Origin of the sequence: Streptomyces sp. NPDC047515 (genome assembly GCF_040643055.1) — a bacterium.
Classification (GTDB): Bacteria; Actinomycetota; Actinomycetes; order Streptomycetales; family Streptomycetaceae; genus Streptomyces.
Window position 1 is genome coordinate 237,438 of the sequence record NZ_JBEYTM010000001.1, and the last position, 23,703, is coordinate 261,140.

General features: G+C 70.0%; 19 protein-coding genes, 2 tRNA genes and 1 pseudogene. 18 read left to right on the forward strand and 4 right to left on the reverse strand.

The window, feature by feature from the left end; all coding sequences use genetic code 11:
- The first annotated feature begins 103 nt into the window (after nucleotides 1–103).
- Nucleotides 104–1,240 carry a hypothetical protein gene (locus tag ABZ826_RS00990; protein WP_361440191.1) on the forward strand — a complete coding sequence of 379 codons (1,137 nt, stop codon included), beginning with the start codon at nucleotides 104–106 and terminating at the stop codon, nucleotides 1,238–1,240.
- Here the strand turns inward: ABZ826_RS00990 and ABZ826_RS00995 are convergent.
- Complete coding sequence (locus tag ABZ826_RS00995) at nucleotides 1,158–2,297, reverse strand: M48 family metallopeptidase (protein WP_361440194.1); 1,140 nt, start codon at nucleotides 2,295–2,297, stop codon at nucleotides 1,158–1,160. The genes ABZ826_RS00990 and ABZ826_RS00995 overlap by 83 nt on opposite strands.
- Nucleotides 2,298–2,408: 111 nt before the next feature.
- On the opposite strand from ABZ826_RS00995, the gene ABZ826_RS01000 reads away from it, so the two are divergent.
- From ABZ826_RS01000 to ABZ826_RS01070, 15 genes are all read left to right on the forward strand, one after another.
- Nucleotides 2,409–2,561, forward strand: coding sequence for a hypothetical protein (locus ABZ826_RS01000; protein ID WP_361440197.1), 153 nt, complete (start codon nucleotides 2,409–2,411; stop codon nucleotides 2,559–2,561).
- Nucleotides 2,562–2,645: 84 nt separating this feature from the next.
- Nucleotides 2,646–2,810, forward strand: coding sequence for a hypothetical protein (locus ABZ826_RS01005; RefSeq protein WP_361440200.1), 165 nt, complete (start codon nucleotides 2,646–2,648; stop codon nucleotides 2,808–2,810).
- Nucleotides 2,811–2,848: 38 nt separating this feature from the next.
- Nucleotides 2,849–3,466, forward strand: a complete 618-nt coding sequence (gene nadD, locus ABZ826_RS01010; RefSeq protein WP_361440203.1) for a nicotinate-nucleotide adenylyltransferase — start codon at nucleotides 2,849–2,851, stop codon at nucleotides 3,464–3,466.
- A gap of 19 nt (nucleotides 3,467–3,485) precedes the next feature.
- On the forward strand, nucleotides 3,486–5,222 hold the full coding sequence (locus ABZ826_RS01015) for an LCP family protein (protein ID WP_361440205.1): 1,737 nt from the start codon (nucleotides 3,486–3,488) through the stop codon (nucleotides 5,220–5,222).
- Between the two features lie 105 nt (nucleotides 5,223–5,327).
- Entirely contained in the window at nucleotides 5,328–5,759 is a 432-nt protein-coding gene (gene rsfS, locus ABZ826_RS01020) for a ribosome silencing factor (RefSeq protein ID WP_361440207.1), read from the forward strand.
- Nucleotides 5,756–6,409, forward strand: a complete 654-nt coding sequence (locus tag ABZ826_RS01025; RefSeq protein ID WP_361440428.1) for a histidine phosphatase family protein — start codon at nucleotides 5,756–5,758, stop codon at nucleotides 6,407–6,409. Before rsfS ends, ABZ826_RS01025 begins: the two co-directional genes overlap by 4 nt.
- 356 nt (nucleotides 6,410–6,765) lie before the next feature.
- A tRNA-Ala gene (locus tag ABZ826_RS01030) sits at nucleotides 6,766–6,838 on the forward strand.
- Nucleotides 6,839–7,841: 1,003 nt separating this feature from the next.
- A complete protein-coding gene (locus ABZ826_RS01035; protein WP_015608461.1) occupies nucleotides 7,842–8,075 on the forward strand; it encodes a hypothetical protein in 234 nt (77 codons plus the stop codon).
- Between the two features lie 134 nt (nucleotides 8,076–8,209).
- Nucleotides 8,210–8,282, forward strand: a tRNA-Ala gene (locus tag ABZ826_RS01040).
- A 500-nt stretch (nucleotides 8,283–8,782) separates the two neighbouring features.
- The gene (gene leuS, locus ABZ826_RS01045; RefSeq protein WP_361440211.1) at nucleotides 8,783–11,656 is read left to right on the forward strand and encodes a leucine--tRNA ligase; all 2,874 of its coding nucleotides are present in this window, start codon (nucleotides 8,783–8,785) and stop codon (nucleotides 11,654–11,656) included.
- A 199-nt stretch (nucleotides 11,657–11,855) separates the two neighbouring features.
- Nucleotides 11,856–12,629, forward strand: a complete 774-nt coding sequence (locus tag ABZ826_RS01050) for a hypothetical protein (protein ID WP_361440214.1) — start codon at nucleotides 11,856–11,858, stop codon at nucleotides 12,627–12,629.
- A gap of 160 nt (nucleotides 12,630–12,789) precedes the next feature.
- Nucleotides 12,790–13,635: a DegV family protein gene (locus ABZ826_RS01055; RefSeq protein WP_361440217.1), complete on the forward strand. Its 846-nt coding sequence runs from the start codon at nucleotides 12,790–12,792 to the stop codon at nucleotides 13,633–13,635.
- A gap of 532 nt (nucleotides 13,636–14,167) precedes the next feature.
- Nucleotides 14,168–15,007 (forward strand): ComEA family DNA-binding protein, encoded by an 840-nt coding sequence (locus tag ABZ826_RS01060; RefSeq protein WP_361440220.1) that lies wholly within the window; start codon nucleotides 14,168–14,170, stop codon nucleotides 15,005–15,007.
- Nucleotides 15,004–17,601 carry a ComEC/Rec2 family competence protein gene (locus tag ABZ826_RS01065; RefSeq protein ID WP_361440223.1) on the forward strand — a complete coding sequence of 866 codons (2,598 nt, stop codon included), beginning with the start codon at nucleotides 15,004–15,006 and terminating at the stop codon, nucleotides 17,599–17,601. The genes ABZ826_RS01060 and ABZ826_RS01065 overlap by 4 nt, the downstream gene beginning before the upstream one ends.
- Nucleotides 17,602–17,953: 352 nt before the next feature.
- Entirely contained in the window at nucleotides 17,954–18,838 is an 885-nt protein-coding gene (locus ABZ826_RS01070) for a YceI family protein (RefSeq protein ID WP_361440226.1), read from the forward strand.
- A 33-nt stretch (nucleotides 18,839–18,871) separates the two neighbouring features.
- Here the strand turns inward: ABZ826_RS01070 and ABZ826_RS01075 are convergent, their stop codons facing one another.
- The gene (locus ABZ826_RS01075) at nucleotides 18,872–19,117 is read right to left on the reverse strand and encodes a hypothetical protein (RefSeq protein ID WP_361440229.1); all 246 of its coding nucleotides are present in this window, start codon (nucleotides 19,115–19,117) and stop codon (nucleotides 18,872–18,874) included.
- 75 nt (nucleotides 19,118–19,192) lie between these two features.
- Nucleotides 19,193–19,717: pseudogene (locus ABZ826_RS01080) on the reverse strand (aldo/keto reductase); the annotation flags it as partial.
- 106 nt (nucleotides 19,718–19,823) lie between these two features.
- On the opposite strand from ABZ826_RS01080, the gene holA reads away from it, so the two are divergent.
- Nucleotides 19,824–20,810, forward strand: coding sequence for a DNA polymerase III subunit delta (gene holA / locus ABZ826_RS01085; protein WP_361440232.1), 987 nt, complete (start codon nucleotides 19,824–19,826; stop codon nucleotides 20,808–20,810).
- Nucleotides 20,811–21,235: 425 nt separating this feature from the next.
- On the opposite strand, the gene rpsT is transcribed toward holA, so the two are convergent.
- Entirely contained in the window at nucleotides 21,236–21,502 is a 267-nt protein-coding gene (gene rpsT / locus ABZ826_RS01090) for a 30S ribosomal protein S20 (protein WP_124717766.1), read from the reverse strand.
- Nucleotides 21,503–21,717: 215 nt separating this feature from the next.
- Here rpsT and lepA point away from each other — a divergent pair, with 215 nt between their 5' ends.
- On the forward strand, nucleotides 21,718–23,592 hold the full coding sequence (lepA, locus tag ABZ826_RS01095) for a translation elongation factor 4 (protein WP_361440237.1): 1,875 nt from the start codon (nucleotides 21,718–21,720) through the stop codon (nucleotides 23,590–23,592).
- The last annotated feature ends 111 nt before the right edge of the window (nucleotides 23,593–23,703 follow it).

The following is a 23,703-nucleotide window of genomic DNA, read 5'->3' on the forward strand; positions in this document are numbered from 1 at the left end:
ACGTCATGCGAGTTCATGACGGGCGGGCCCTGTCCGAAGCCATTCGGCCGAAGCAGAGCGAAGCGTTTCGACCCCGGTCGGTGACGTGGAGTCGGGAGAAGTCATGGCAGACCGCGGAGAACCACCAGAAGGTCCGGCCGACAACGTGCCGGGCGGCGGTGAAGACGAGTACAGGTCACTCGTCTTCGACGAGTCGTTCGTGCGTGCTGCCCGGCTGAAGGAGTTCTCCGCCGAGGAGCGCATGGAGGACCATGCCCGCGCCGTACGCAGCCTTCCGCCCCGGGGCCTGCGAGCGGGCTCCAGGGCCGTCATCGCCCTGGTTCTCCTCATCGCCCTGGCCTTCGGAACGGCCCTGTACATGGGCTTCCGCCACCCCTACACCGCGCCCGTCGGCCGAAGGGCCGAGCCTCTGAGGTCGACCGTCGTACCCCTGGCACCCCGGGACGTCGTACCCGGCGGAACCGCCGCCGGCCTCCTCGCGCGGAGCCCCGCCGCGCAGTTCGCAAACGGTGCCGCAGGCATCAATCTGCCGGCGATCCGGGGGACGGACCACTTCTCGGACAGCGAGGTGGCGGCGGCCCTGACCACGGTCAAGGACTACCTGGTGGCGTCCTCGCTCGACCCCGATGTCCTCACCGGACATGCCGTGCGGCCGGTGGAAATGCTGCTCGACCCGGACCAGACGGCTCAGTTCAACCACAGCATGAGCCGGCCGGACGACGACGGACAGCACGCCGCGACCGGCTGGCTGGTCCGGTTCGACCCGGCGAAGGTGGCGCTGGCCGGTCCGGACATACGGGTCCGGGGCACCCTGAGCTACAGCGAGACGGGGTCCGACACCCTTGAGGTGGTGTCCGACCACACCTTCACCTACACGCTCCGCCCGGCCACCCCGGGGCCCCAGCGTGCGGGCGGTGCCTCGCTCTTCACCGTACGGCGCGAGCTGCACTTCAGCTTCGACCGGGAAGACCTGCGGCTGCACCGGCTGGAGCTGCGCACCAGCTACGTCCAGGCCGGACCGCAGGCGTGCCCGACGGACACCACCGGTGCGCTGCGGCCGCTGCTGGCCGGGCAGCGGGCCCTCTCCCAGGGTCCCGCGGGCACCGACCCGTACGCCACGGGCCGGCCCACGGCGGCGGCCTGCGGGACGCTGGCGGTCAGCTCTCCGCAGACCCCGGCTCAGGCTGATCAGGGTTCCGGGGCTCCTCCGGCCGCGCAGAGTCCGCGGAGCCGCCCGTAGTGCCGCCCTTGCCGGTGGCACCGCCGCCCTGGCCGGTGAATTTGTCGCGGAGCTTGCCGCCGAGGTCTCCGGCGCCTCCCGCTATGTCGCCGACCAACTTCATCAGCGGATCCTTGCTGGTCCGCACCGAATCCGCGTAGTGGGCCGCGGACTGGCGGAAGGAGTCCGTCACCGAGGTGTCCTTGTCCTCGTCGCGCCGCGGGTAGTGACCGTCCATGATCCGCTGGTAGTCGCGGGATTCGGCCCACTTCTTCAGCTCGGCGGCGCGCACCGTGGTGAAGGGGTGCGAGCGGGGCAGCAGATTGAGGATCTTGAGCACGGAGTCGCGCAGATCGCCGCCCTTCTCGTACTCGTCGGCCTGAGCGAGGAAGGCATCCACATTCATCTCGTGCAGATGATTGCCGCCCGCGATCTTCATCAGACCGCGCATCGACGCCTGCAGATCCTGGCCGACGAGCAGTCCCGCCCGGTCGGCCGACAGCTCCGACTTGCGGAACCACTCACGCAGCGCCGTCACGATCGCCATGATCGCCACATTGCCGAGCGGGATCCAGGCGACCTTCAGCGCGATATTGGTGAGGAACAGCAGGATCGTGCGGTACACGGCGTGGCCGGAGAGGGCATGCCCCACCTCGTGGCCGATGACGGCCCGCATCTCCTCCTCGTCGAGCAGCTCCACCAGCCCCGTCGTCACCACGATGATCGGTTCGTCGAGACCGATGCACATGGCGTTGGGCTGAGGGTCCTGATTGACATACATCGGCGGGACCTTCTCCAGGTCCAGGATGTAACAGGCGTCTCGCAACATGTCGTTGAGATGGACGAACTGCGCGTCGCTCACCCGGACGGAGTCGGAGAGGAAGAGCAGTCGCAGGCTGCGCTCCGGCAGCAGACCGCTCAATGTCTTGAACACGGTGTCGAAACCGCTCAGCTTGCGCAGAGCCACCAGGGCCGAGCGGTCCGCCGGGTGTTCGTAGGCCCGGGACGAGATTCCGGCGAATCGCCTGCGCTGCCTGCTCGGCACGCTCTCGTGACTCTCGTGGCTGCGTTCGGTCATGAATTGGGCCCCCTGTTCGTACGAGACGTCGCTCGCCCCCTGACAAATCCCAGCGTAGGTGCTGGGGCTACGGTGTGCGGGGGGCTGTGGATAACTGAGGAGACGCCCGACATGCCACACACCGTTGCTCTGCTCGCCGCCGCATCCGGGGACCAGGGGCCCGGCAACACGCTCCGTATCGTGCTGCTCGCCTCGCTCGTAGGAGTCGGCCTGCTCGCCTGGTTCCTGCTCCGCGGATACCGCAACGACGACAACAACGACTGAGTCGGCGTGAGCGTGCCCGGGGCGCCCGCATACGATGTGCGCGACGTCTCCCTTCCGATTCCCGATCGATAGGTCCTGCCGAAGATGAGCCTCACGAGCACCGCGCACCAGCTGGCCACTCTCGCCGCCGAGGGCGGCGAGCACGGTGGCAACCACGAAACCCTCAGCCCGTTCCTCACCGGGGGCGGTGCGTTCGTCGTGCTGCTGCTCCTGCTGTGGATCACCACTCGCTTCAACCGCGACCGCTGAGGCAGAGACGTACAGCTGTGCCAGTAGGCTCTGCACGCATGGGAGAGCAGGAAATGCCTACCGGCCGGGGAAAGCGCCGAATCGGCGTGATGGGCGGGACGTTCGACCCGATTCATCATGGACACCTGGTGGCGGCCAGTGAAGTGGCCGCCCAGTTCCACCTCGACGAGGTGATCTTCGTTCCGACCGGACAGCCGTGGCAGAAGAGCCACAAGAACGTCTCCCCGGCCGAGGACCGCTATCTGATGACGGTCATCGCGACGGCGTCCAACCCGCAGTTCTCGGTCAGCCGGAGCGACATCGACCGGAGCGGGCCGACGTACACCATCGATACGCTGCGGGATCTGCGCGCGATCCACGGCGACGCGGACCTCTTCTTCATCACCGGCGCCGACGCGCTCTCCCAGATCCTCACGTGGCGGGACGCCGACGAGCTGTTCTCGCTCTCCCACTTCATCGGTGTGACCCGACCGGGGCATGTGCTCGCGGACCCAGGGCTGCCGGAGGGCGGGGTCTCCCTCGTGGAGGTTCCCGCGCTCGCGATCTCGTCCACGGACTGCCGTGAGAGGGTCGCGCAGGGCGATCCGGTCTGGTACTTGGTGCCGGACGGCGTGGTCCGCTACATCGACAAGCGCCAGCTGTACCGCGGCGAATGAGCCACGCAGAGGGGCACCGGTGAACGACCGACAGAACCCGTACGACCCGTACTACCAGCAGCCGCAGATCGTCGGCTACGACGAGTACGGGCAGCCGGTGTACCAGCAGCCGGGACAGCAGGCGTACGACCCGTATGCGCCGCAGCAGCCGCAGCAGCAGTCACACCAGGCCGATCAAGGGTACGGATACGACCCGTACGCGCAGCCCCAGCAGCCGCAGCCCGTGCAGCCGCAGCAGCAGTACGACCCGTACGGTTCCCAGCAGCCCCAGCAGCCCCAGCAGCCCCAGCAGCCCCAGCAGCAGGCGTACGGCGGTTACGACGGCTACGGCTATGACACCGGCAGGCAGCCCGCCGCGGTCGACACCACCCAGCAGTGGAACATCCCGCAGCAGGCCGCCGCGCAGCAGACCGCGCCCGCACCGGCGCCGGTCACGCCGGAGCCCCGGCCGGAAGCCGACGCCGGGACCGAGCCGGAACCGGCCGTTCCAGGACAGCGCCGCGCCGAATACCGCACCGAACAGTTCTCCTTCATCGAAGAGCCAGACGAGGACTCCGAAGACGTCATCGACTGGCTGAAGTTCACCGAGAGCCGCAGTGAGCGGCGCGAGGAGGCACGGCGTCGCGGCCGCAACCGCATGGTCGCACTGATAGTCGTGGTGGCCCTGGTGGTGGTCGGCGGTGTCGGCTACCTCTGGTCCGCCGGAAAGCTCCCGGGCCTCTCCGGCTCGGAGAAGGACAACACGGCCTCGACGGGCCCGCAGCAGCGGGACGTCATCGTGGTCCATCTGCACAACACCAAGAAGGGCGGCACCTCCACGGCGCTGCTCGTCGACAATGTGACGACCAAACAGGGGACCACCGTCCTGCTCCCCAACTCGCTCGTGGTCTCCGACGACGAAGGTGCCACGACCCTCGGCAAGTCCGTCGAGGACGACGGCACCACCGGCACCCGCGACTCCATCGACACACTGCTCGGCACCAGGATCAGCGGTACGTGGCGGCTCGACACCCCCTATCTGGAGACCCTCGTCGATCTGGTCGGCAACATCGAGATCGACACCGACACCGAGGTGCCTGACACGAAGAAGGGTGCTTCCCCGCTGGTGAAGAAGGGTGAGGCACAGACGCTGAGCGGTCAGATGGCCGTCGCGTACGCCACCTACCGGGCACCCGGTGAGGCCGAGACGAAGCAGCTCATGCGGTTCGGAGAGGTTCTGCGGGGCGTTCTGCGGAAGATCTCCGACGATCCGAAGACCGCCACGGTCACCGTGCAGACGCTGGCGCAGATCCTCGACCCGTCCCTCCCGGAGAAGGATCTCGGCGCCTCGCTGGCGAAGCTCGCGCAGCGCGCCAAGATCGGCGACTACAAGACGGCACTCCTGCCGGTACAGGCCGACGGCACGCTCACCGAAGCGGCCACCGAGAGTGTCGTCAAGGACATCCTCGGCGGCACGGTGAAGGCCCCGGACGCCGGCGCGGCGGTGCGGGTCGCAGTCAAGAACGCCACCGGTGACAAGGACGGCACGGAGTCCGCCCGGATCAAGTTGGTCAACGGCGGCTATGCCTTCGTCGGCGGCGGAACGGCCGAGACCGTGGCACTGTCCGAGGTCGTCTACAAGACCGCGGCGGACAAGGACAAGGCGACGCAGACCGCGAAGACCCTGGGCCTGCCGACGAGCGCGGTGAAGCAGGGCAAGCCCGCCGCGAACGCCGATGTGTCCGTTGTGATCGGCCAGGACTACGCGATCAAATGACCGGGTCCGCACCACCTGGATGACGTCGATTCGATCGTCGAACGTTCGCTGCGTGCGGTCCGTGAGACCCTAGAGGTTGATCTGACCGCCGACGAAAGCCTGCTTGTGACCGCCACGGACCGCTCCATCGAGCTCATCAACGCCGCCGCCCAGGCGGCCGCCGACCGGCTCGCGCACGACATCATCGCGTACGACGTCAGCGACGTGCTGTCGATCACGGACGCCTTCCTGCTGGCCTCGGCCCCCAGTGACCGCCAGGTCAAGTCGATCGTTGACGAGATCGAGGAACGGCTCCAGAAGGAGCTCGGCGCCAAGCCGGTACGCCGTGAGGGCGACCGCGACGCGCGCTGGATCCTCCTCGACTACGTCGACATCGTCATCCACGTCCAGCACAGCGAGGAGCGGGTCTTCTACGCGCTGGAGCGCCTCTGGAAGGACTGCCCCGAGATCGCGCTCCCCGAGGACGCCGTCAAGACCCGCGGCAAGGCCGAGGAGCACGCCAGGCTCACCGGCGGTACGGAGGGTGAGCAGAGCTGAACGGCACCGGAAGCGGCAGGGGCCGCAGGATCGTCCTCTGGCGGCACGGCCAGACGGCATGGAATCTGGAGCGCCGGTTCCAGGGCTCCACGGACATCGCGCTCACCGAGACCGGTGTCGGACAGGCTCAGCGGGCCGCCCGGCTGCTCGCCTCGCTGAAGCCGGACGCGATCGTCGCTTCCGATCTGCAGCGGGCGGCGGCCACGGCCGCCGAGCTTGCAGCGATCGCCGGCCTCGAAGTCGCGCACGACGCGGGACTGCGCGAAACCTACGCGGGCGCCTGGCAGGGCCTCACACATGAGGAGATCGTCGGGCAGTACGGCGAGCAGTACGCCGCGTGGAAGCGCGGCGAGCCCGTGCGGCGCGGCGGCGGTGAGCTGGAGACCGAGGTCGCCGACCGGGCCGCCCCGGTCGTGCTCGGACACGCCGACAAGCTGCCCGACAGCGGCACGCTCGTCGTGGTCAGCCACGGCGGCACCATCCGCACCACCATCGGTCGGCTGCTGGGTCTGGAGTCGCAGCACTGGGAAGGACTCGGCGGGCTCTCCAACTGCTGTTGGTCGGTGCTGGGCGAGGGGGCGCGCGGCTGGCGCCTGCTGGAGCACAACGCCGGCACCCTGCCCGAGCCGGTGCTCGGCGACGACACCTAGGGCCTCTGGGATCAGGCCGGGCTCCGGTGCCCCGGCACCGCGCCTTGCCGCGTTGTCGTCGGTCGCCATGGCTCTGCCATGACTCCGTCCTCCGCCTCGCGATCCACGGCACCCGACGCCGCTCCCTGATCCGGTCCGATCCAAACGAAAGACCCTGGTGCTGTGGCCAGTGGGGCCGCCACGGAGTGCCGGGAGGGCCGTGGCGGAGGAGCGCCGGGGCCTGTCATCCGGTGATCGGGGGCGGCGCTCGGAGGCCGCCTCCGGGCGGCGTCGGCCGGATTTCACTTTCTGGCTGGTCACAGGCTAAAGTTCTTCTTGTTCGCGGCGCGGAAACGCAGAGAAACACAGCGAACAGCGGGGCTATAGCTCAGTTGGTAGAGCGCCTGCATGGCATGCAGGAGGTCAGGAGTTCAATTCTCCTTAGCTCCACAATCAAGATCCCGTCCCCATCAGGGGGCGGGATCTTAGTTCCCCCCGAGCACGTCCTGGTCACACCTCCCGGTGCCACCGCGGCGCCACCGCCTCCTGTCGGCTCTCCTCGTCGGCCGAGGTGTGGACCACGATCCGGTACTCCGGCAGCTCGTTGACGGTCGGTGGCACTGAAGTCATCGGACAGCCCGTTGACGGTCGGTGGCGCCGAGGTCATCCCCTCCCGGCGGCCGCCGCTCGGCAACTCGTCGTGGTCGGCCGCACCCTCACGCACACCTGCTGCTCGGCACGGGCGGCGGGCTCGGCGGCCGCATGGACACGGCGGGGCCCACCTGATCGGACTCGCCACTCCCAAGGAGCCCTGATTCCGGGCGGGTTCGCCCTGATGGCCTTCGCCGCCGCGGCCGTCGCTCCGCTGATCCGTGACGGCGACGACGGTGGGCCCCCGGGGCCGTACGCGGCCTTCGCGACGATGGGCGGCGGGATGGCGCCGGGCTTCGGCCCCACCCTCATGGGCGTGTTGGCGAATGCGCGTCCCGAAGGTGCTGCCGACGTGAGCGGTGTCCTGGTGACCGTCCCTCAGATGGGCCGGCCGGCCGGTGCCGCGACATTCGGCTCGCGCCGGCTCAACCGCCTTGATAGGTCCGGGAGACAGAGGTCGGGGCCTGCCTGGCGGGATGCTCTCCCGCGCTTCCGGGGGCGGTGACGACCGGCGCGTCGGCGGCTCTCGTGCGGCGTCGGTGACCAGCCGGACATCCGGCGGGCTGACCCCCTTGCGGGGTCATGGCAGAATCGGACCGCCGGAGGGGGCGACGGACCGAACGGGAGGGAGCGCGCGATGCCTGCGAGCCGCCACGAGGTCCCGGACCTGCTCCTTGTTCCCCAACGCCGCGCCCGTACCGGCCGTCCTGCCGTCGGCCCGTCCCGCGCGGCCCACGTGCTCGGCGGGAACGGCGGAGCCCTCTGCGTGTGTACCGCCCGCGGCCAAAGCCGGAGCTGACTTATGGGTGCACACAGGCGGAAATGCGACTGGTGCGGCAGCGGTACGCCCATCGTCAGGGACATGGATCCGATCAACCCGGAGTACCAGTACTGGTGCGAGGAGTGTGCGCGGGCGCTGATCATAAAGGGCGACCCGATCGAGACCTACCGCGAGCTGGAGGGGGAGCCGATCTACGGGCGACTGCTGGAGGAGCACTGCACCCTCAAACGCTTCTACTCCTTCGCCACTGCCTGAGATCCTGCCTCAGCACGTGGCCGAGGTGCCGCAAATCGGTTAAATCAGGCCGAGCGGGAATGGATTTGGTGGAGCGGCGGGGTCACCGGTAATGTTCTCGATGTCGCCAGGGGGAACCGGGCGGCACACAGCACGGGGCTATAGCTCAGTTGGTAGAGCGCCTGCATGGCATGCAGGAGGTCAGGAGTTCAATTCTCCTTAGCTCCACAGTGAAGAAATAAGAAGCGGGTCATCCTCCGAGGATGACCCGCTTCTTGTGTACCCATGTCAATTGCGGCCGTTGCCGCGAGCCTTTGACTTGGCGTGGACTGTGCCTCCGGGGTCGCGGTCGCGCCGCCCTTGTGCGCAAGGCCCTGCGCGGCGCACCGGTCGCGGCGGTGACCACCATCGGCAGGCCTGCCCGGCGGGTCGAATCCGATCAGTTCCGCCGCCCCGGCGCGCGCTCAGCGAGCCGCAGGCATGCGCGTGCCGATCTGGTCACGGAGCGGCCGTGCCCGGACCGGCTCCGGGTCCGTGCGGTACCCTGGCGCCATGCGTGCCGTACGCCTTCTGCTTAGCGAGCCGCGCTGATCAGTCCCGACCGGTGAGAATGCCTGGTCGGAATCGGCGCGGCGTCCCCTCCTGTGCGAGGGGATTTTTCGTTTCCGTAGACGCGTGTCCGTAGACGTGGGCGCCGGCAGATGACGATCGATGGAGCTTTGAGGATCATGAGCGAGACGAATTCCGCAGCCGAGACGGCTGCGCCGCACCGCTACACGGCGGCGATGGCCGCCGACATCGAGGCACGCTGGCAGGACTTCTGGGACGCCGAGGGCACCTACGAGGCGCCGAATCCGACCGGTGACCTGGCGGACGATCCGGAACTGGCCGCCAAGCCGAAGAAGTTCATCATGGACATGTTCCCGTACCCCTCGGGTGCGGGCCTGCACGTCGGTCACCCCCTGGGCTACATCGCCACCGATGTCTTCGCCCGTCACCAGCGGATGACCGGGCACAACGTGCTGCACACCCTGGGCTTCGACGCCTTCGGCCTGCCCGCGGAGCAGTACGCCGTGCAGACCGGCACGCACCCGCGGGTCTCCACCGAGGCCAACATCGAGAACATGACCGCTCAGCTGCGCCGGCTGGGTCTGGGGCACGACAAGCGCCGCTCGTTCGCCACGATCGAGTCGGAGTACTACAAGTGGACCCAGTGGATCTTCCTGCAGATCTTCAACTCCTGGTACGACACCGAGGCCGACCGGGCCCGTCCGATCGACGAGCTGGTCGCACAGTTCGAGAGCGGTACGCGTGCCACCCCGGACGGCCGTGACTGGAGCGCGCTGAGCGCCGCCGAGCGCGCGGAGGTCCTGGGCGGATACCGCCTGGCGTACGCCTCCGACGCGCCCGTCAACTGGTCGCCGGGTCTGGGCACCGTCCTGGCCAATGAGGAGGTGACGGCCGACGGACGCTCCGAGCGCGGCAACTTCCCCGTCTTCAAGGCCAAGCTGCGCCAGTGGAACATGCGCATCACCGCTTACGCCGACCGGCTGCTGAACGACCTGGACGGGCTGGACTGGCCCGAGGCCATCAAGCTGCAGCAGCGCAACTGGATCGGGCGTTCCGAGGGGGCGCGCGTCGACTTCCCGGTCGACGGAGCGGGCGACATCACCGTCTTCACCACCCGCCAGGACACCCTGTTCGGTGCCACCTACATGGTGCTGGCGCCCGAGCACGAGCTGGTCGAGCGGATCATTCCGGCCGCCTGGCCCGAGGGCACCCACCCGGTGTGGACCGGCGGACACGCGTCCCCGGCCGAGGCCGTCACCGCGTACCGCAAGCTGGCCGCCGCCAAGTCCGACGTGGAGCGGCAGGCCGAGGCCAAGGACAAGACCGGTGTCTTCACCGGTGCGTACGCGACCAACCCGGTCAGTGGCGAGAAGGTGCCCGTATTCATCGCGGACTACGTCCTGATGGGCTACGGCACCGGCGCGATCATGGCCGTACCGGCGCACGACGCGCGCGACTTCGCCTTCGCGCGCGCCTTCGAGCTGCCGATGCGCTGTGTCGTCGAGCCGTCGGACGACCGTGGCACGGACCCCTCGACCTGGGACGACGCCTTCGCTTCGTACGAAGCGAAGCTGGTCAACTCCGCCAATGACGAGATCTCGCTGGACGGTCTGGGCGTCGTCGACGCCAAGGCGAAGATCACCGAGTGGCTGAAGGCGCACGGTGTCGGCGAGGGAACCGTCAACTTCCGGCTGCGGGACTGGCTGTTCAGCCGCCAGCGCTACTGGGGCGAGCCCTTCCCGATCGTCTACGACGAGGACGGCATCGCCCACCCGCTGCCCGAGTCGATGCTGCCCCTGGAACTGCCGGAGGTCGACGACTACTCGCCGCGCACCTTCGATCCCGAGGACGCCGACACCCAGCCCGAGACCCCGCTGTCCCGGAACGCCGACTGGGTCAACGTCACCCTGGACCTGGGTGACGGCAACGGTCCCAGGAAGTACCGCCGTGAGACCAACACCATGCCCAACTGGGCCGGCTCCTGCTGGTACGAGCTGCGTTACCTGGACCCGAACAACGACCGGAAGCTGGTCGACCCGGAGATCGAGCAGTACTGGATGGGCCCGCGAGAGGGGCAGCCGACCGGTGGCGTCGACCTGTATGTCGGCGGCGCCGAGCACGCCGTGCTGCACCTGCTGTACGCCCGTTTCTGGTCCAAGGTGCTGCACGACCTGGGACACATCTCGTCCGTGGAGCCGTTCCACAAGCTGTACAACCAGGGCATGATCCAGGCGTTCGTCTACCGGGACAGCCGCGGCATCGCGGTCCCGGCGGCGGACGTGGAGGAGCGCGACGGAAAGTTCTACTACCAGGACGAGAAGGTCAGCCGCGTCCTGGGCAAGATGGGCAAGTCCCTGAAGAACGCGGTCACGCCGGACGAGATCTGCGCCGAGTACGGGGCGGACACGCTGCGCCTGTACGAGATGGCGATGGGCCCCCTGGACGTGTCGCGGCCCTGGGACACGCGCGCCGTCGTCGGCCAGTACCGACTGCTGCAGCGGCTGTGGCGCAATGTCGTCGACGAGGAGACCGGCGAGGTCACCGTCGTCGACACGGAGCCGGGCGAGGAGACGCTGCGGGCGCTGCACAAGGCGATCGACGGGGTCGGCCAGGACATGGCCGGGATGCGCTTCAACACGGCCATCGCCAAGGTCACCGAGCTGAACAACCACCTGACCAAGGCGGGCGGCCCGCTGTCCCGGAGCGTCGCAGAGTCGCTGGTGCTGCTGGTGGCGCCGCTGGCGCCGCACATCGCGGAGGAACTGTGGCGGCGACTGGGCCACACCGAGTCGGTCGTGCACCAGGACTTCCCGGTCGCCGACCCGGCATACGTCGTGGACGAGACCGTGACCTGTGTCGTGCAGGTCAAGGGCAAGGTCAAGGCGCGCCTGGAGATCTCCCCGTCGATCACCGACGAGGAGCTGGAAGCACTGGCACTGGCCGACCCGGCCGTGGTCGCGGCGCTGGACGGTGCGGGCATCCGCAAGGTGATCGTGCGCGCTCCGAAGCTGGTCAACATCGTCCCGGCGTGACGGCGCCGAGGGTCGCCGCGTGAGGGTGTCCACCGTTCTCGCGTGACGTTCGTCGGGTAACCGCTCGATGCCGTACGGCGATGTGGGGGCGTTCCCCTACGGGCAGGTTGGGGGTTCCGAAGGAACCCGCAGCCTGCCCTTTCCGTTTACCGTGGAGGGGCCGGCACCCGGCAGCCGAAACGACATCCGAGGGGCGCTCATGGAAGCCGTGATCCTGATTCTGGGGTTGCTCTTTTTCGCGTTCGTGGCCCTGGGCGTGTACGCGGGCGTCAAGGCCGTCGGCGCGGCGAAGCGGGGCGTGGATCGCACGATCACCCAGGCACGCCGCACCGTCGAGGACACCACGCTGCGGGCGAAGAGCTACGGCCAGCCGGGCGTGGCCGGTGAGCTGGCACAGCTGCGGCTCGCGCTGCGCACGTCCATGCGGGCCACACAGGAGGCGCTGCAGACGGGCGTCGTGGAGGATGCCTCGCTCTCGGAGTCGCTGGGCCTCTTCCAGCGGCTGAGTGTGCACGGTCGGGAGCTGGACGACGACCTGAAGCGACTGGAGCGCGAACCCGACCGCGCGACGGTCGCCTCGCTGCTGCCGGGCCTGAAACAGCGTACGGAGCGGATCACGCACTCGGCGGATTCGCTGCGCTGGGCCGCGCGCGACCGGGCGCGGCGGTTCATCGAGGACGATCTGAACGCGCTGAACGCGCAGATCGACGTGGAGGCGGGGGCGCTGCGGCACTGGACGGTGGAGCCGGACGAGCCGGTCCGCGGACAGGGGCAGCCGCAGGCTGAGGGGCATGAGCCGGGGAGTCGGCAAGGGCAGGGACAGGAGCAGGAGCAGGAACAGGCGCAGGGGAGCCGACGGGGGCAGGGGGCCGGGCCGGCCGACGATGCGGCACAGGCGATCACGGCTCCGGACCCGCGACGGCAGACCGCGTACCCGTGGCAGAAGGCGGCCCGGCCGGAAACGACGAGCTGAGCCCGGCTCGAAACGAAGAGCTGAGCCCGGCTCGAAACGACGAACGAACCGAGACGTCCGTTGACCGGCGGCGACAGGATGCGGTCCGAAGGGATCGGGAGCGATCATTCGGTCGGGGTCGGACTGCCGAGCCGCGGACTCGCCAGGTAACCTCCCGCTCATGTCCCGCCATGTCGCGATCGTCACCGATTCCACGGCCTACCTGCCGCCCGAGGCGATGGAGCGGCACGGCATCACCGCGGTGCCGCTGACCGTCGTCCTCGGTGATCAGGCTCTGGAGGACGGCACCGAGATCTCGGCCCGCTCCCTCGCACTGGCACTCCAGAAGCGTCGGCCCGTGACGACCTCCCGGCCCAGCCCGGAAGTCTTCGCCGCCGCGTACCGGGCAGCCGTCGAGGCGGGAGCCGACGGCATCGTCTCGCTGCACCTCTCGGCCGAGATCTCGGGCACGTACGACGCCGCTCTGCTCGCGGCGAAGGACGCGCCGGTCCCGGTACGGGTCGTCGACACCAGGATGGTCGCCATGGCCCTCGGATTCTGCGCCCTGGCGGCTGCGGAGACGGCCGAGACGGGCGGAAGCCTGGACGAGGCCGTCGCGGCGGCGGAGAAGCGTGCCGCGGGCACCTCCGCGTACTTCTACGTCGACACGCTGGACTATCTGCGCCGCGGTGGCCGTATCGGGGCCGCGCAGGCACTGCTGGGTTCGGCGCTCGCCGTGAAGCCGCTGCTCCAGTTGGACGGAGGCCGCATCGAACTGCTGGAGAAGGTACGGACGGCCTCGAAGGCGATCGCGCGCCTGGAGGAGATCGTCACGGAGCGGGCGGGCGGTGACCGGGTGGACATCGCCGTGCATCACCTGGCGGCACCCGAGCGGGCCGAGCGGCTTGCCGAGCGGTTGCGCGAGCAGGTGTCCGGCCTCGTCGAACTGCATGTCAGCGAGGTGGGCGCGGTGATCGGAGCGCACACCGGGCCCGGTCTGCTCGGAGCGGTGGTCTCGCCGCGCTGAAGCCGGTCCGACGACCCCGCTCATCGGCTTTCACTCATCGGGGTGGTCGAGTTGTCCACAACTGGTGGGTTGTCCACCGGAATTGGGCCCGCTCGGCGAGTTCGGGCGGATGTGCCTACCGTCGTGAGGCATGGCTCCCCGATCACATCGTGCAACCAGCGGAAGCGGCAGCGGTCCCGGCCGCGCCGGTAGCGGCCCCGGTCTGGGCCCCGGACGACGACGGTCCTCACGTGGGCGCGCGGAGGACGTGGCGGCGGCTTCGCGACGCCGGGCGGACGCCCTCATGGCAGGGGCGCACGGCGGACGAGTGGCGCGCCCCGCGCCGGGGATGGCAGTGGCTCCGGATTCGGCCCGCGATTCCGCTTCGGCGCCCGTTTCCGCTGCGGCCCCCGCTTCCGTCTCCGCCTCCGCTGCGGCACCTGGGCTCTCTTCCTCTTCTGTCCCTGCTGCGGCTCCCGCATCCGCTTCCGCCCCGGTGCGGACCCCGGGCCTGACTCCGAGGTCAAGTTCCGCTGCCGGCAGGGCCGTGGCCATGGCCGCGGTGACAGCCAGGCCTTCCGCACCGCCCGCAGCGGCTGCCTCGGTGTCGGCCTCGACGGTCACTGCGACGCCGCCCCCGGTGCCCGGCTCCGGAGCGCCGGGGGCGGCGTGGGGGCGATGGGAGCGCATGGCTCCCGCGTTGAGGGAGCGGGTTCCGGTGTGGCTGCAGCTCAGATGCGGCGTGGAGCCGCGGACCCTCGCGGCACTGGCCGTTGTCCTGGTCGCGGCCGCGGTCTTCGCAGCGGTGCACTTCTGGTCCGCGCGCCCGCACTCCGTACGCGTTCCTGATCCGGTCAACGAGGGTGCGCGCAGCCGGACTTCCCAACCGGCGACGGCGGGCGACGCGATGCCCGAACCGTCACCCGGGGCGCCGCTTGCGACAGGGCCGGACGGGCGCGTCGTCGTCGATGTGAGCGGAAAGGTCCGCAGGCCGGGAGTCCTTCGACTGCCGCCCGGCTCAAGGGTCGCCGATGCGCTGCGAGCCGCGGGCGGAGCCAGGCCCGGTGCCGATCTCGCGGGTCTCAACCGGGCTCGCGTGCTCATGGACGGTGAGCAGATCGTGGTGGGTGTCCCACCCGGCCCGCCTGGCACGGGCGGTACGGGAGGAGTTGCTCCGGGGGCCGGCGACGGCCCCGTGGCCGGACCGGTCAGTCTCAATCAGGCGACCGTCGAACAACTCGACACCCTGCCCGGTGTCGGCCCGGTTCTCGCCCAGCACATCATCGATTACCGCACACAGCACGGCGGCTTCCGGTCCATCGATGAACTCCGCGAGGTCAACGGGATCGGCGATCGCCGGTTCGCCGACCTCCGGCCGCTGGTGGGGCCGTGAGCCCCCCGGACGTCCATGCGGCGTCGGGCCGGCGGTCGGGTGTCTCCGACCCGCGGCAGGAGGGCCCGCTCGACCTTCGGCTGGTCCCTCCGGCCATGGCGGCCTGGGCCGGAGCGTCGCTCGCACTGAGCACGCCGGGGCGGTGGACGGCGGTGGGCGTGATGCTCTGTGTCGGTGCGGCCATGGTGCTCCTGGCGATGCCGGGAGCGCCGGCGACCCGTGCGATGCGCAGGTGGCCGGCCGGTCTCGGGGGAGAGGCTGCGCGGGGTGAAGGCGCGGTACGCAACCGACGGCCGCGCAGCAACGCGACCACAACCGTGACGGCCGCGGCTGCGGCGCTCCTCTGCGCGGCGGCCGGGGCCGCGTCGGCCGGGCTGCACCGCGCCGACGCACGGCAGGGGCCGGTCCTGGGGCTGGCCCAGCGGTTCGCGAGGGTCGAGGCGGAGGTGACGGTGACGTCCGACGCCCGGTGGACCCTGCCCCGGGTGCGCGGCGATCACAGCACGCCCGCTTCGCTCCTCATGGACGCCGAGATCACAGCGCTGACCCGGCCCGACGGAGCGGTCACCCGGTTGAGCACGCCGGTGCTGCTCATCGTCCCGCCCGGCCGATCGACGGCCCAGTGGCAGCAGTTGCTCCCTTCCACACGACTGCGCGTCGAAGGTCGGCTGGCGCCTCCGCTGCACGACGGGGAGCGCAATACCGCCGTGCTGCGGCCGGAGGGCAAAGGCCCGCCCCGCGTCACCGGGCCACCTTCCTCGGTCCAGCGCGCGGCGGGTGCCCTGCGTGAGGGTCTGCGGCAGGCGACCGAGCGGCTCGACCCCGATGCGCGGGCGCTGCTGCCGGGCCTGGTGGTCGGCGACACCTCACGGGTCACCCCGGAACTGCAGGATGCCTTCCAGGCGGCCGACCTCACCCACTTGATGGCGGTCTCCGGTGCCAACCTGGCGATCCTGCTCGTCTTGCTGATCGGACCGCCGGGCACGGCGACGCGCGTCGAACGCCGAGGTCTGGCCCCCAGGTTGGGCATCTCACTGCGGATGACCGCGTTGCTCGGTGGCGGGCTCACGCTCGCCTTCGTCATCGTCTGCAGACCCGAGCCGAGCGTGCTGCGGGCAGCGGCCTGCGGACTGATCACGCTGCTCGCCATCGGCACGGGGCGGCGCAGGTCACTGATCCCCGCGCTGGCCGCCGCGGTCCTCCTGCTGGTCCTGTACGACCCGTGGATGGCGCGCAGTTACGGCTTCGTCCTCTCCGTCCTGGCCACCGGAGCCCTGCTCACCATCGCCCCGAAATGGAGCGACGCACTGCAGCGGCGTCGAGTTCCGCCCCGGCTTGCCGAGGCGCTGGCCGCGGCCGCAGCCGCGCAGGCGATGTGCGCGCCGGTGGTCGTGCTGCTCGCCTCCCGGGTCAGCCTGGTGGCGGTCCCGTGCAATCTGCTGGCCGAGTTCGCGGTGGCGCCCGCCACGGTTCTCGGGTTCGCCGCACTCGCCCTGGCACCGGTGGCCATGCCGGTGGCAGAGCTGCTCGCCCGGATCGCGGGGTGGCCGGCCGGGTGGATCGCCTCGGTGGCCCGCACCGGGGCGGCCCTGCCCGGTGCGGAGATCGACTGGCCCGACGGCGGGAGGGGCGCGCTGCTGCTTGCCGCGCTGACGGCTCTCGTGGTGCTGAGCGCCCGTCGTGTCGTGCGCCGTCCCTGGGTCTGTTCGGCCGCCGTGCTTCTGCTGCTCCTCGCGGTGTTGCGCCCGGTCCCCCTCACCCGGGTGCTGTCCGGATGGCCGCCGCCGGACTGGGCGTTCGCGATGTGTGACGTGGGGCAGGGCGACTCGCTGGTGCTGGCCGCGGGGGACGGCGCGGGCGTGGTCGTCGACACCGGTCCCGATCCCCGGCTCGCCGACCGGTGCCTGCGCGACCTGGGCATCACCGAGGTGCCGCTCCTGGTGCTCACGCACTTCCACGCGGACCACGTGCGGGGCCTGCCCGGTGTGCTGCGGGGCCGAGCGGTGGGGGCGATCCAGACGACGAGCCTGGACGAACCGCCGGACCAGGTCGCGTTCGTACGGAGAACCGCTGCCGTGTCGCACGTCCCTCTGATGCGGGCCGTTCCCGGTGAGCGCCGCCGGATCGGGCCGCTCGACTGGCAGGTCCTCTGGCCGACGGGCAGGACGGGGGCGGGCGCCGTCGTGGCGGGCGATCCAGCGGCGATCCCGGGGGTCGGGCCCGTACCGCGGGAGCCGAACGACGCCAGCGTCGCCCTGTACGTCCGGACCGGCGGGCTGACCCTGCTGCTCCTGGGCGACCTCGAACCTCCCGCCCAGCAGGGGCTGTTGCGCAGCTTTCCCACGCTGCCACGGGTGGACGTCCTCAAGGTCGCCCACCACGGCTCCGCCCATCAGGACCCCGCTCTGCTGCGCAGCGCGCACCCGAGACTGGCCCTGGTGAGCGTAGGCAGGGACAACCCGTACGGCCACCCGGCCCCGCGCACCGTCGACGCGCTCAGAGCAGGCGGTGCGGTGGTGCTGCGCACGGACACGGACGGCGCGATCGCCGTGACGGGCGCCGGGGCCGGGTTGAGGGCGGTGAACCGGTCGTGAGCCCCATTCGGACGGCGCCTGCACGGCCGCGCGCAGGGCCGCCTGCAAGGCCGCCTGCACGGCCGCGCGTAGGGCCGCCTGCACTGCCGTGCAGGCGTGGGGTCGCCGCGAGCTTCCCGGCAGACCTTTCCGGCCACAGCGCGGGCGGGACGCGACGGACCGGTGATGCGTACGAGCGGAACGGTCAATTCGGACCTTCGGTAACACCTCTACTCAAGCCCCTGCGAGCCGCTCTGTTTGCCTCGAACACCACAAGAGTGATCGAATGCATGCTCGTCGGTGGGCCGCTGCTCCGACGAGGACGTCCAGCTGCCAGGCCCCAAGGTGAATCGCCCCCGGGGGTTGGTGGAAGATGTTCGGCCGTTGGCTGGGAAACAAGGGAGCGGCAAGTGCCGCGCGCGGCAACGCCCTCTCCGGACTTGAGGTGCCGCGCACCGCCGGAGTGCTCAGTTGCCGAGTGCTCGACCCGGTCAACGAGATGGTGCCGCAGGCCGAGTTCGTCATCACGGACAGCGCGGGCCGCAAGGTCGTCGGCGGTGAGACGGACCCGTACGGCAGCGTCCTCGCCACGGTCCCGGCCGGTGAGTACCGACTGGCCGTCACGGCTGAGGGCTTCACTCCGTTCCACGGCGCGGCCACGGTCGTCGCGGGCGGCCACGCGAGCCTCGGCGATGTGACCCTGCAACTGCGCACGCCCCCGCAACTGCCCGACCCGGGCGAGTGGGAGGTCGAGCCGATGCACTCGCAGATCGGCTTCACGGCCCGGCATATCGGCATGGCGCGCATCCACGGCCGGTTCAACACCTTCGCCGGTGCCGTCCGGATCGCCGACCGCATGGAGGACTCGGCGATGCACGTGGTCATCGACGCCGCGTCGATCGACACGAACGTCCAGATGCGCGACGACCACCTGCGCTCCAGCGACTTCCTCGATGTGGGCCGCTACCCGACGCTCGAGTTCTACAGCGACCGCTTCGTCCACCGCGGCGGTACCCGCTGGGGCGTGACCGGCGCGCTCACGCTGCACGGCGTCAGCCGCACGGTCACGCTGGACACCCAGTACCTCGGTCTGGGCAACGGCCTGGAGGGCGAGACCCGCGCCGCCTGCCGGGCCACCACGGAACTGCATCGCGAGGACTTCACCCTCACCTGGCAGACCATGCTGGCACGCGGTATCGCGGCCGTCGGCTCCAGCATCTCCATCGACATGGACATCCAGATCGTCCCCAAGAGCTGAGCCGAGGTCCCCGGTGCCCGTCTAAGGCGCTTCCTAAGGCGCTTCGAGCCAGCCCTCGTACTCCGCGGCGAACGCGTCCAGCGCCGAGGCGTCCAGCCGCCCCGACGGGTCCTCCACGACCACCAGCCACTGGGCGTCCTCGGCATCGTCCTCGCCGGCCAGCGCGTCGCGTACGAGTTGGGGCTCCTCGGCGACCCCGAAACGGTCGGAGAGCTCTCCGACCACCTCCTCCGCGGCCTCGCGGTCGGGCAGTACCAGCACATGTCTCACATCGCTCACCTGCCCATTCTCCTGTATGGCGTACATCGTGCGGTCCGCTCGGCACGGCCTCGCCGGGAGGGTGGCGCCGGGCGCCTAACGGCCGTTCATGTGCATGACGCTCTCGGGGTACCGGGTGCCAGCGACCGCCGAAGGCGGCAGTGCGGTGTCCAGACGTCGCAGCTCGTCCGGGTCCAGCGCGAGTTCCGTGGCGGTGAGGTTCTCCTCCAGCGTCGTCCTGCGCTTCGTGCCGGGGACGGGCGTGATGTCGTCTCCCTTGTGCAGCAGCCAGGCGAGCGATACCTGCGCCGCAGTCGCATCGCGCCCACGGGCGACTTCCCGGACCACGTCGGCAGCCGCGGAATTGATCCTGAAGTTGTCGCCCTGGAACCGCGGATCGTGTCTGCGGTAGTCGCTTTCCGGATATTCTTCCGCGCGGACCGCCGTGCCGGTCAGGAAGCCACGGCCCAGCGGTGAATAGGGGACAAGGCCGATTCCCAGGTCCCGGATCAGCGGAAGAATCTCCTGTTCCAGATGGCGTTCCCAGAGGGAGTATTCCGTCTGCAGAACTGCGACGCGACAGACGTCGTGAGCCCGCCGGATGGTGCGCGGACCGGCCTCCGAGAGCCCGAAGTCCCCAGGCGCACGCGGAAGGCGGCGGCCGAGCGAAACGGGTCGGGTAAGGGAGCCCGGTGGCTGTCAGCGGCCCATGGGATGCTGGACGGCGATGGCCACCAGAAGGAATTCCACCGACGACCCGCTCGCCCCCCTCACGCTCGCCGTGGGACAGGAGGACCTGCTCCTCGACCGTGCCGTGCAACAGGTGGTGGCGGCGGCCCGTGCCTCCGATCCCGACACGGACGTCCGCGACCTCACCTCCGACCAGCTCCAGCCCGGCACCCTCGCCGAGCTGACGAGCCCGTCGCTCTTCGCCGAGCGCAAAGTGGTGATCGTGCGCAACGCGCAGGATCTCTCCGCCGACACGGTCAAGGACGTCAAGGCGTACCTGGGCGATCCGGTCGAGGAGATCACCCTCGTTCTGCTGCACGCCGGCGGCGCCAAGGGCAAGGGGCTGCTGGACGCGGCGCGCAAGGCCGGGGCACGGGAGGTCGCGTGTCCGAAGACGACGAAGCCGGCCGAGCGGCTGTCGTTCGTACGGTCGGAGTTCCGGGCACTGGGGCGCTCGGCGACCCCCGAGGCGTGCCAGGCGCTGGTCGACTCCATCGGTAGCGATCTGCGGGAGCTGGCGAGCGCTGCCTCGCAGCTCGTCGCGGATGTCGAGGGCACGATCGACGAGGCGGTCGTGGCTCGTTACTACACGGGCCGCGCGGAGGCTTCGAGCTTCACGGTCGCCGACCGCGCGGTGGAGGGGCGGGCAGCGGAGGCGCTGGAGGCCTTGCGTTGGTCGCTGTCGACCGGGGTGGCGCCCGTGCTGATCACCAGTGCGCTGGCGCAGGGCGTACGCGCGATCGGCAAGCTGTCGTCGGCGCGCGGGGGACGGCCCGCGGACCTCGCGCGTGAGCTGGGCATGCCTCCGTGGAAGATCGACCGGGTGCGCCAGCAGATGCGCGGCTGGACGCCGGACGGTGTGGCAGTGGCGCTACGGGCGGTCGCGGACGCGGACGCGGGCGTCAAGGGGGGCGGCGATGATCCCGAGTACGCGTTGGAGAAGGCCGTGGTCGCCGTGGCGCGGGCGGCTCGGTCGGGGCGGTAGGTCGGGTCGTCGAACCGCCGTCGTCCGGCCGGAGGCCGGGCCGTGCGGTGTCCGGCGCGTGCGGTCGCGAGGCGGAGGACCGTCCTGGGGCGGACGGGCTGATGGGGTCGTCCCCGTTGGTCAGGGGCGGACCGGATGATGGGGTCGTCCGCGCCGACCGGTGCAGGCTGCCCGCCGCTCGGTGCCGTACGGACGGACTCGGTGATTCCCTCCGCCCACTGATCCGTGGTGGGCGGGTCGGACAGGAACCCCGCACGCCGAAGGCCCCGGCCTCGCTCTGGGGGAGAGCGGAGATCGGGGCCTTCGGTTCACGCTTTGCTGCGCCGCACCCGCGTGGCGAACGCAGGTTCGGTGTGCGGCGCGGGGGCCGGGCAGGGGCGGGAGAGAGGGCCCGCTGGTCCGTTCCGGCGGTTACATCAGAAAGCTCAGCCCTGGAGGGAGGCAACCTTGGAGGCCAGCGCCGACTTCTTGTTGGCGGCGGCGTTCTTGTGGATGACACCCTTCGAGACGGCCTTGTCGAGCGCGCGGGAGGCGTCGCGAGCGGCCGTGGTGGCCTTCTCGACGTCACCGGCGGCGGCAGCCTCACGGGCCTTGCGGATAGCGGTCTTGAGCGAGGACTTGACGGCCTTGTTGCGCAGGCGCGCCTTCTCGTTCGTCTTGTTCCGCTTGATCTGGGACTTGATGTTCGCCACGAAAGAGCCTTTTCAGGTTCGTTGGATCTTCGATGTGCGCCCCACGGCCCGTGAGGGTCGCGAGGCACAGCTGTCAACGGTACCAGCACCGCTCCGACCGGCCCAAACCGGTCTTCGCCCCGCAACCATGGGACGATGGAGGCTACGTATCGATCCGACCGAACCGACATCGACCCGAGACACGGCGTTCGGCGTCTCAAGAATCAGGACCCTGCGTGCCCGCGACTCCTACCAACGTGCCCGAGCCGAGCCGTACCGACCCGGCGCTGATCCGCAACTTCTGCATCATCGCGCACATCGACCACGGCAAGTCGACCCTTGCCGACCGGATGCTTCAGCTGACGGGCGTGGTCGACCAGCGGCAGATGCGCGCCCAGTACCTCGACCGGATGGACATCGAGCGCGAGCGCGGCATCACCATCAAGTCCCAGGCGGTGCGTCTGCCCTGGGCGCCCGAAACGGGTGAGGACCAGGGTCGCACCCATGTCCTCAACATGATCGACACCCCGGGCCACGTGGACTTCACCTACGAGGTCTCCCGTTCGCTCGCCGCGTGCGAGGGCACGGTCCTGCTGGTCGACGCCGCGCAGGGCATCGAGGCCCAGACGCTGGCCAACCTCTACCTGGCGATGGAGAACGACCTCACCATCGTCCCGGTGCTCAACAAGATCGACCTGCCGGCCGCGCAGCCGGAGAAGTTCTCCGAGGAACTGGCCAACCTCATCGGCTGCCGGCCGGAGGACGTGCTCAAGGTCTCGGCGAAGACCGGCCTCGGTGTGGAAGCGCTGCTCGACCGCGTGGTCAAGGACGTCCCGGCCCCGATCGGCAAGGCCGACGCCCCCGCCCGCGCGATGATCTTCGACTCGGTCTACGACTCGTACCGCGGCGTCGTCACGTACGTCCGTGTCGTCGACGGCCAGCTCAACAAGCGCGAGCGCATCAGGATGATGTCGACCGGCGCCACCCACGAACTGCTGGAGATCGGAGTCTCCTCCCCGGAGATGACCCCGGCCGACGGCCTCGGCGTGGGCGAGGTGGGCTACATCATCACCGGGGTGAAGGACGTCCGGCAGTCCAAGGTCGGTGACACCATCACCTCCCTGAGCAAGGGCGCGACCGAGGCGCTGGGTGGTTACAAGGACCCCAAGCCGATGGTGTTCTCGGGCCTGTACCCGCTGGACGGCTCGGACTACCCGGACCTGCGCGAGGCGCTCGACAAGCTCCAGCTCAACGACGCCGCCCTGGTGTACGAGCCGGAGACCTCCGCCGCGCTCGGCTTCGGCTTCCGCGTCGGCTTCCTCGGCCTGCTCCACCTCGACGTGATCCGCGAGCGGCTGGAGCGCGAGTTCGGTCTCGAACTCATCGCCACCGCCCCCAACGTGGTCTACCGCGTCGAGATGGAGGACGGCACCGAGCACACCGTCACCAACCCGAGCGAATTCCCCGAAGGCAAGATCGACAAGGTGCATGAGCCCGTCGTGCGCGCCACGGTCCTGGCCCCCAGCGAGTTCATCGGCGCGATCATGGAGCTCTGCCAGAACCGGCGCGGCACCCTGCTCGGCATGGACTACCTCTCCGAGGACCGGGTCGAGATCCGCTACACCCTGCCGCTCGCCGAGATCGTCTTCGACTTCTTCGACCAGCTGAAGTCCAAGACGCGGGGTTACGCCTCCCTCGACTACGAGCCCACCGGCGAGCAGTCCGCCCAGCTCGTCAAGGTCGACATCCTGCTGCACGGCGACAAGGTCGACGCGTTCTCCGCGGTCACGCACAAGGACAAGGCGTACGCGTACGGTGTGCGGCTCGTCGCCAAGCTGCGCGAGCTGATCCCGCGGCAGAACTTCGAGGTGCCGATCCAGGCCGCCATCGGCTCCCGGGTCATCGCTCGTGAGACGGTCCGCGCCATCCGCAAGGACGTCCTCGCCAAGTGCTACGGCGGTGACATCTCCCGTAAGCGGAAGCTGCTGGAGAAGCAGAAGGAAGGCAAGAAGCGGATGAAGATGGTCGGCAATGTGGAGGTGCCTCAGGAGGCCTTCATCGCCGTGCTGTCGACGGACGAGTCGGGGGGGGACGGCAAGGGCAAGAAGTAGCGCCCGCGGCGGGGTCGAGGAGTCCCGCCCCGGCTCCGTCCCCCGCCCTACCCGGTGGTAGCCCAACGGGCCCCTGTGTCGCAACGCGCCGCGACACAGGGGCCCGTTCGT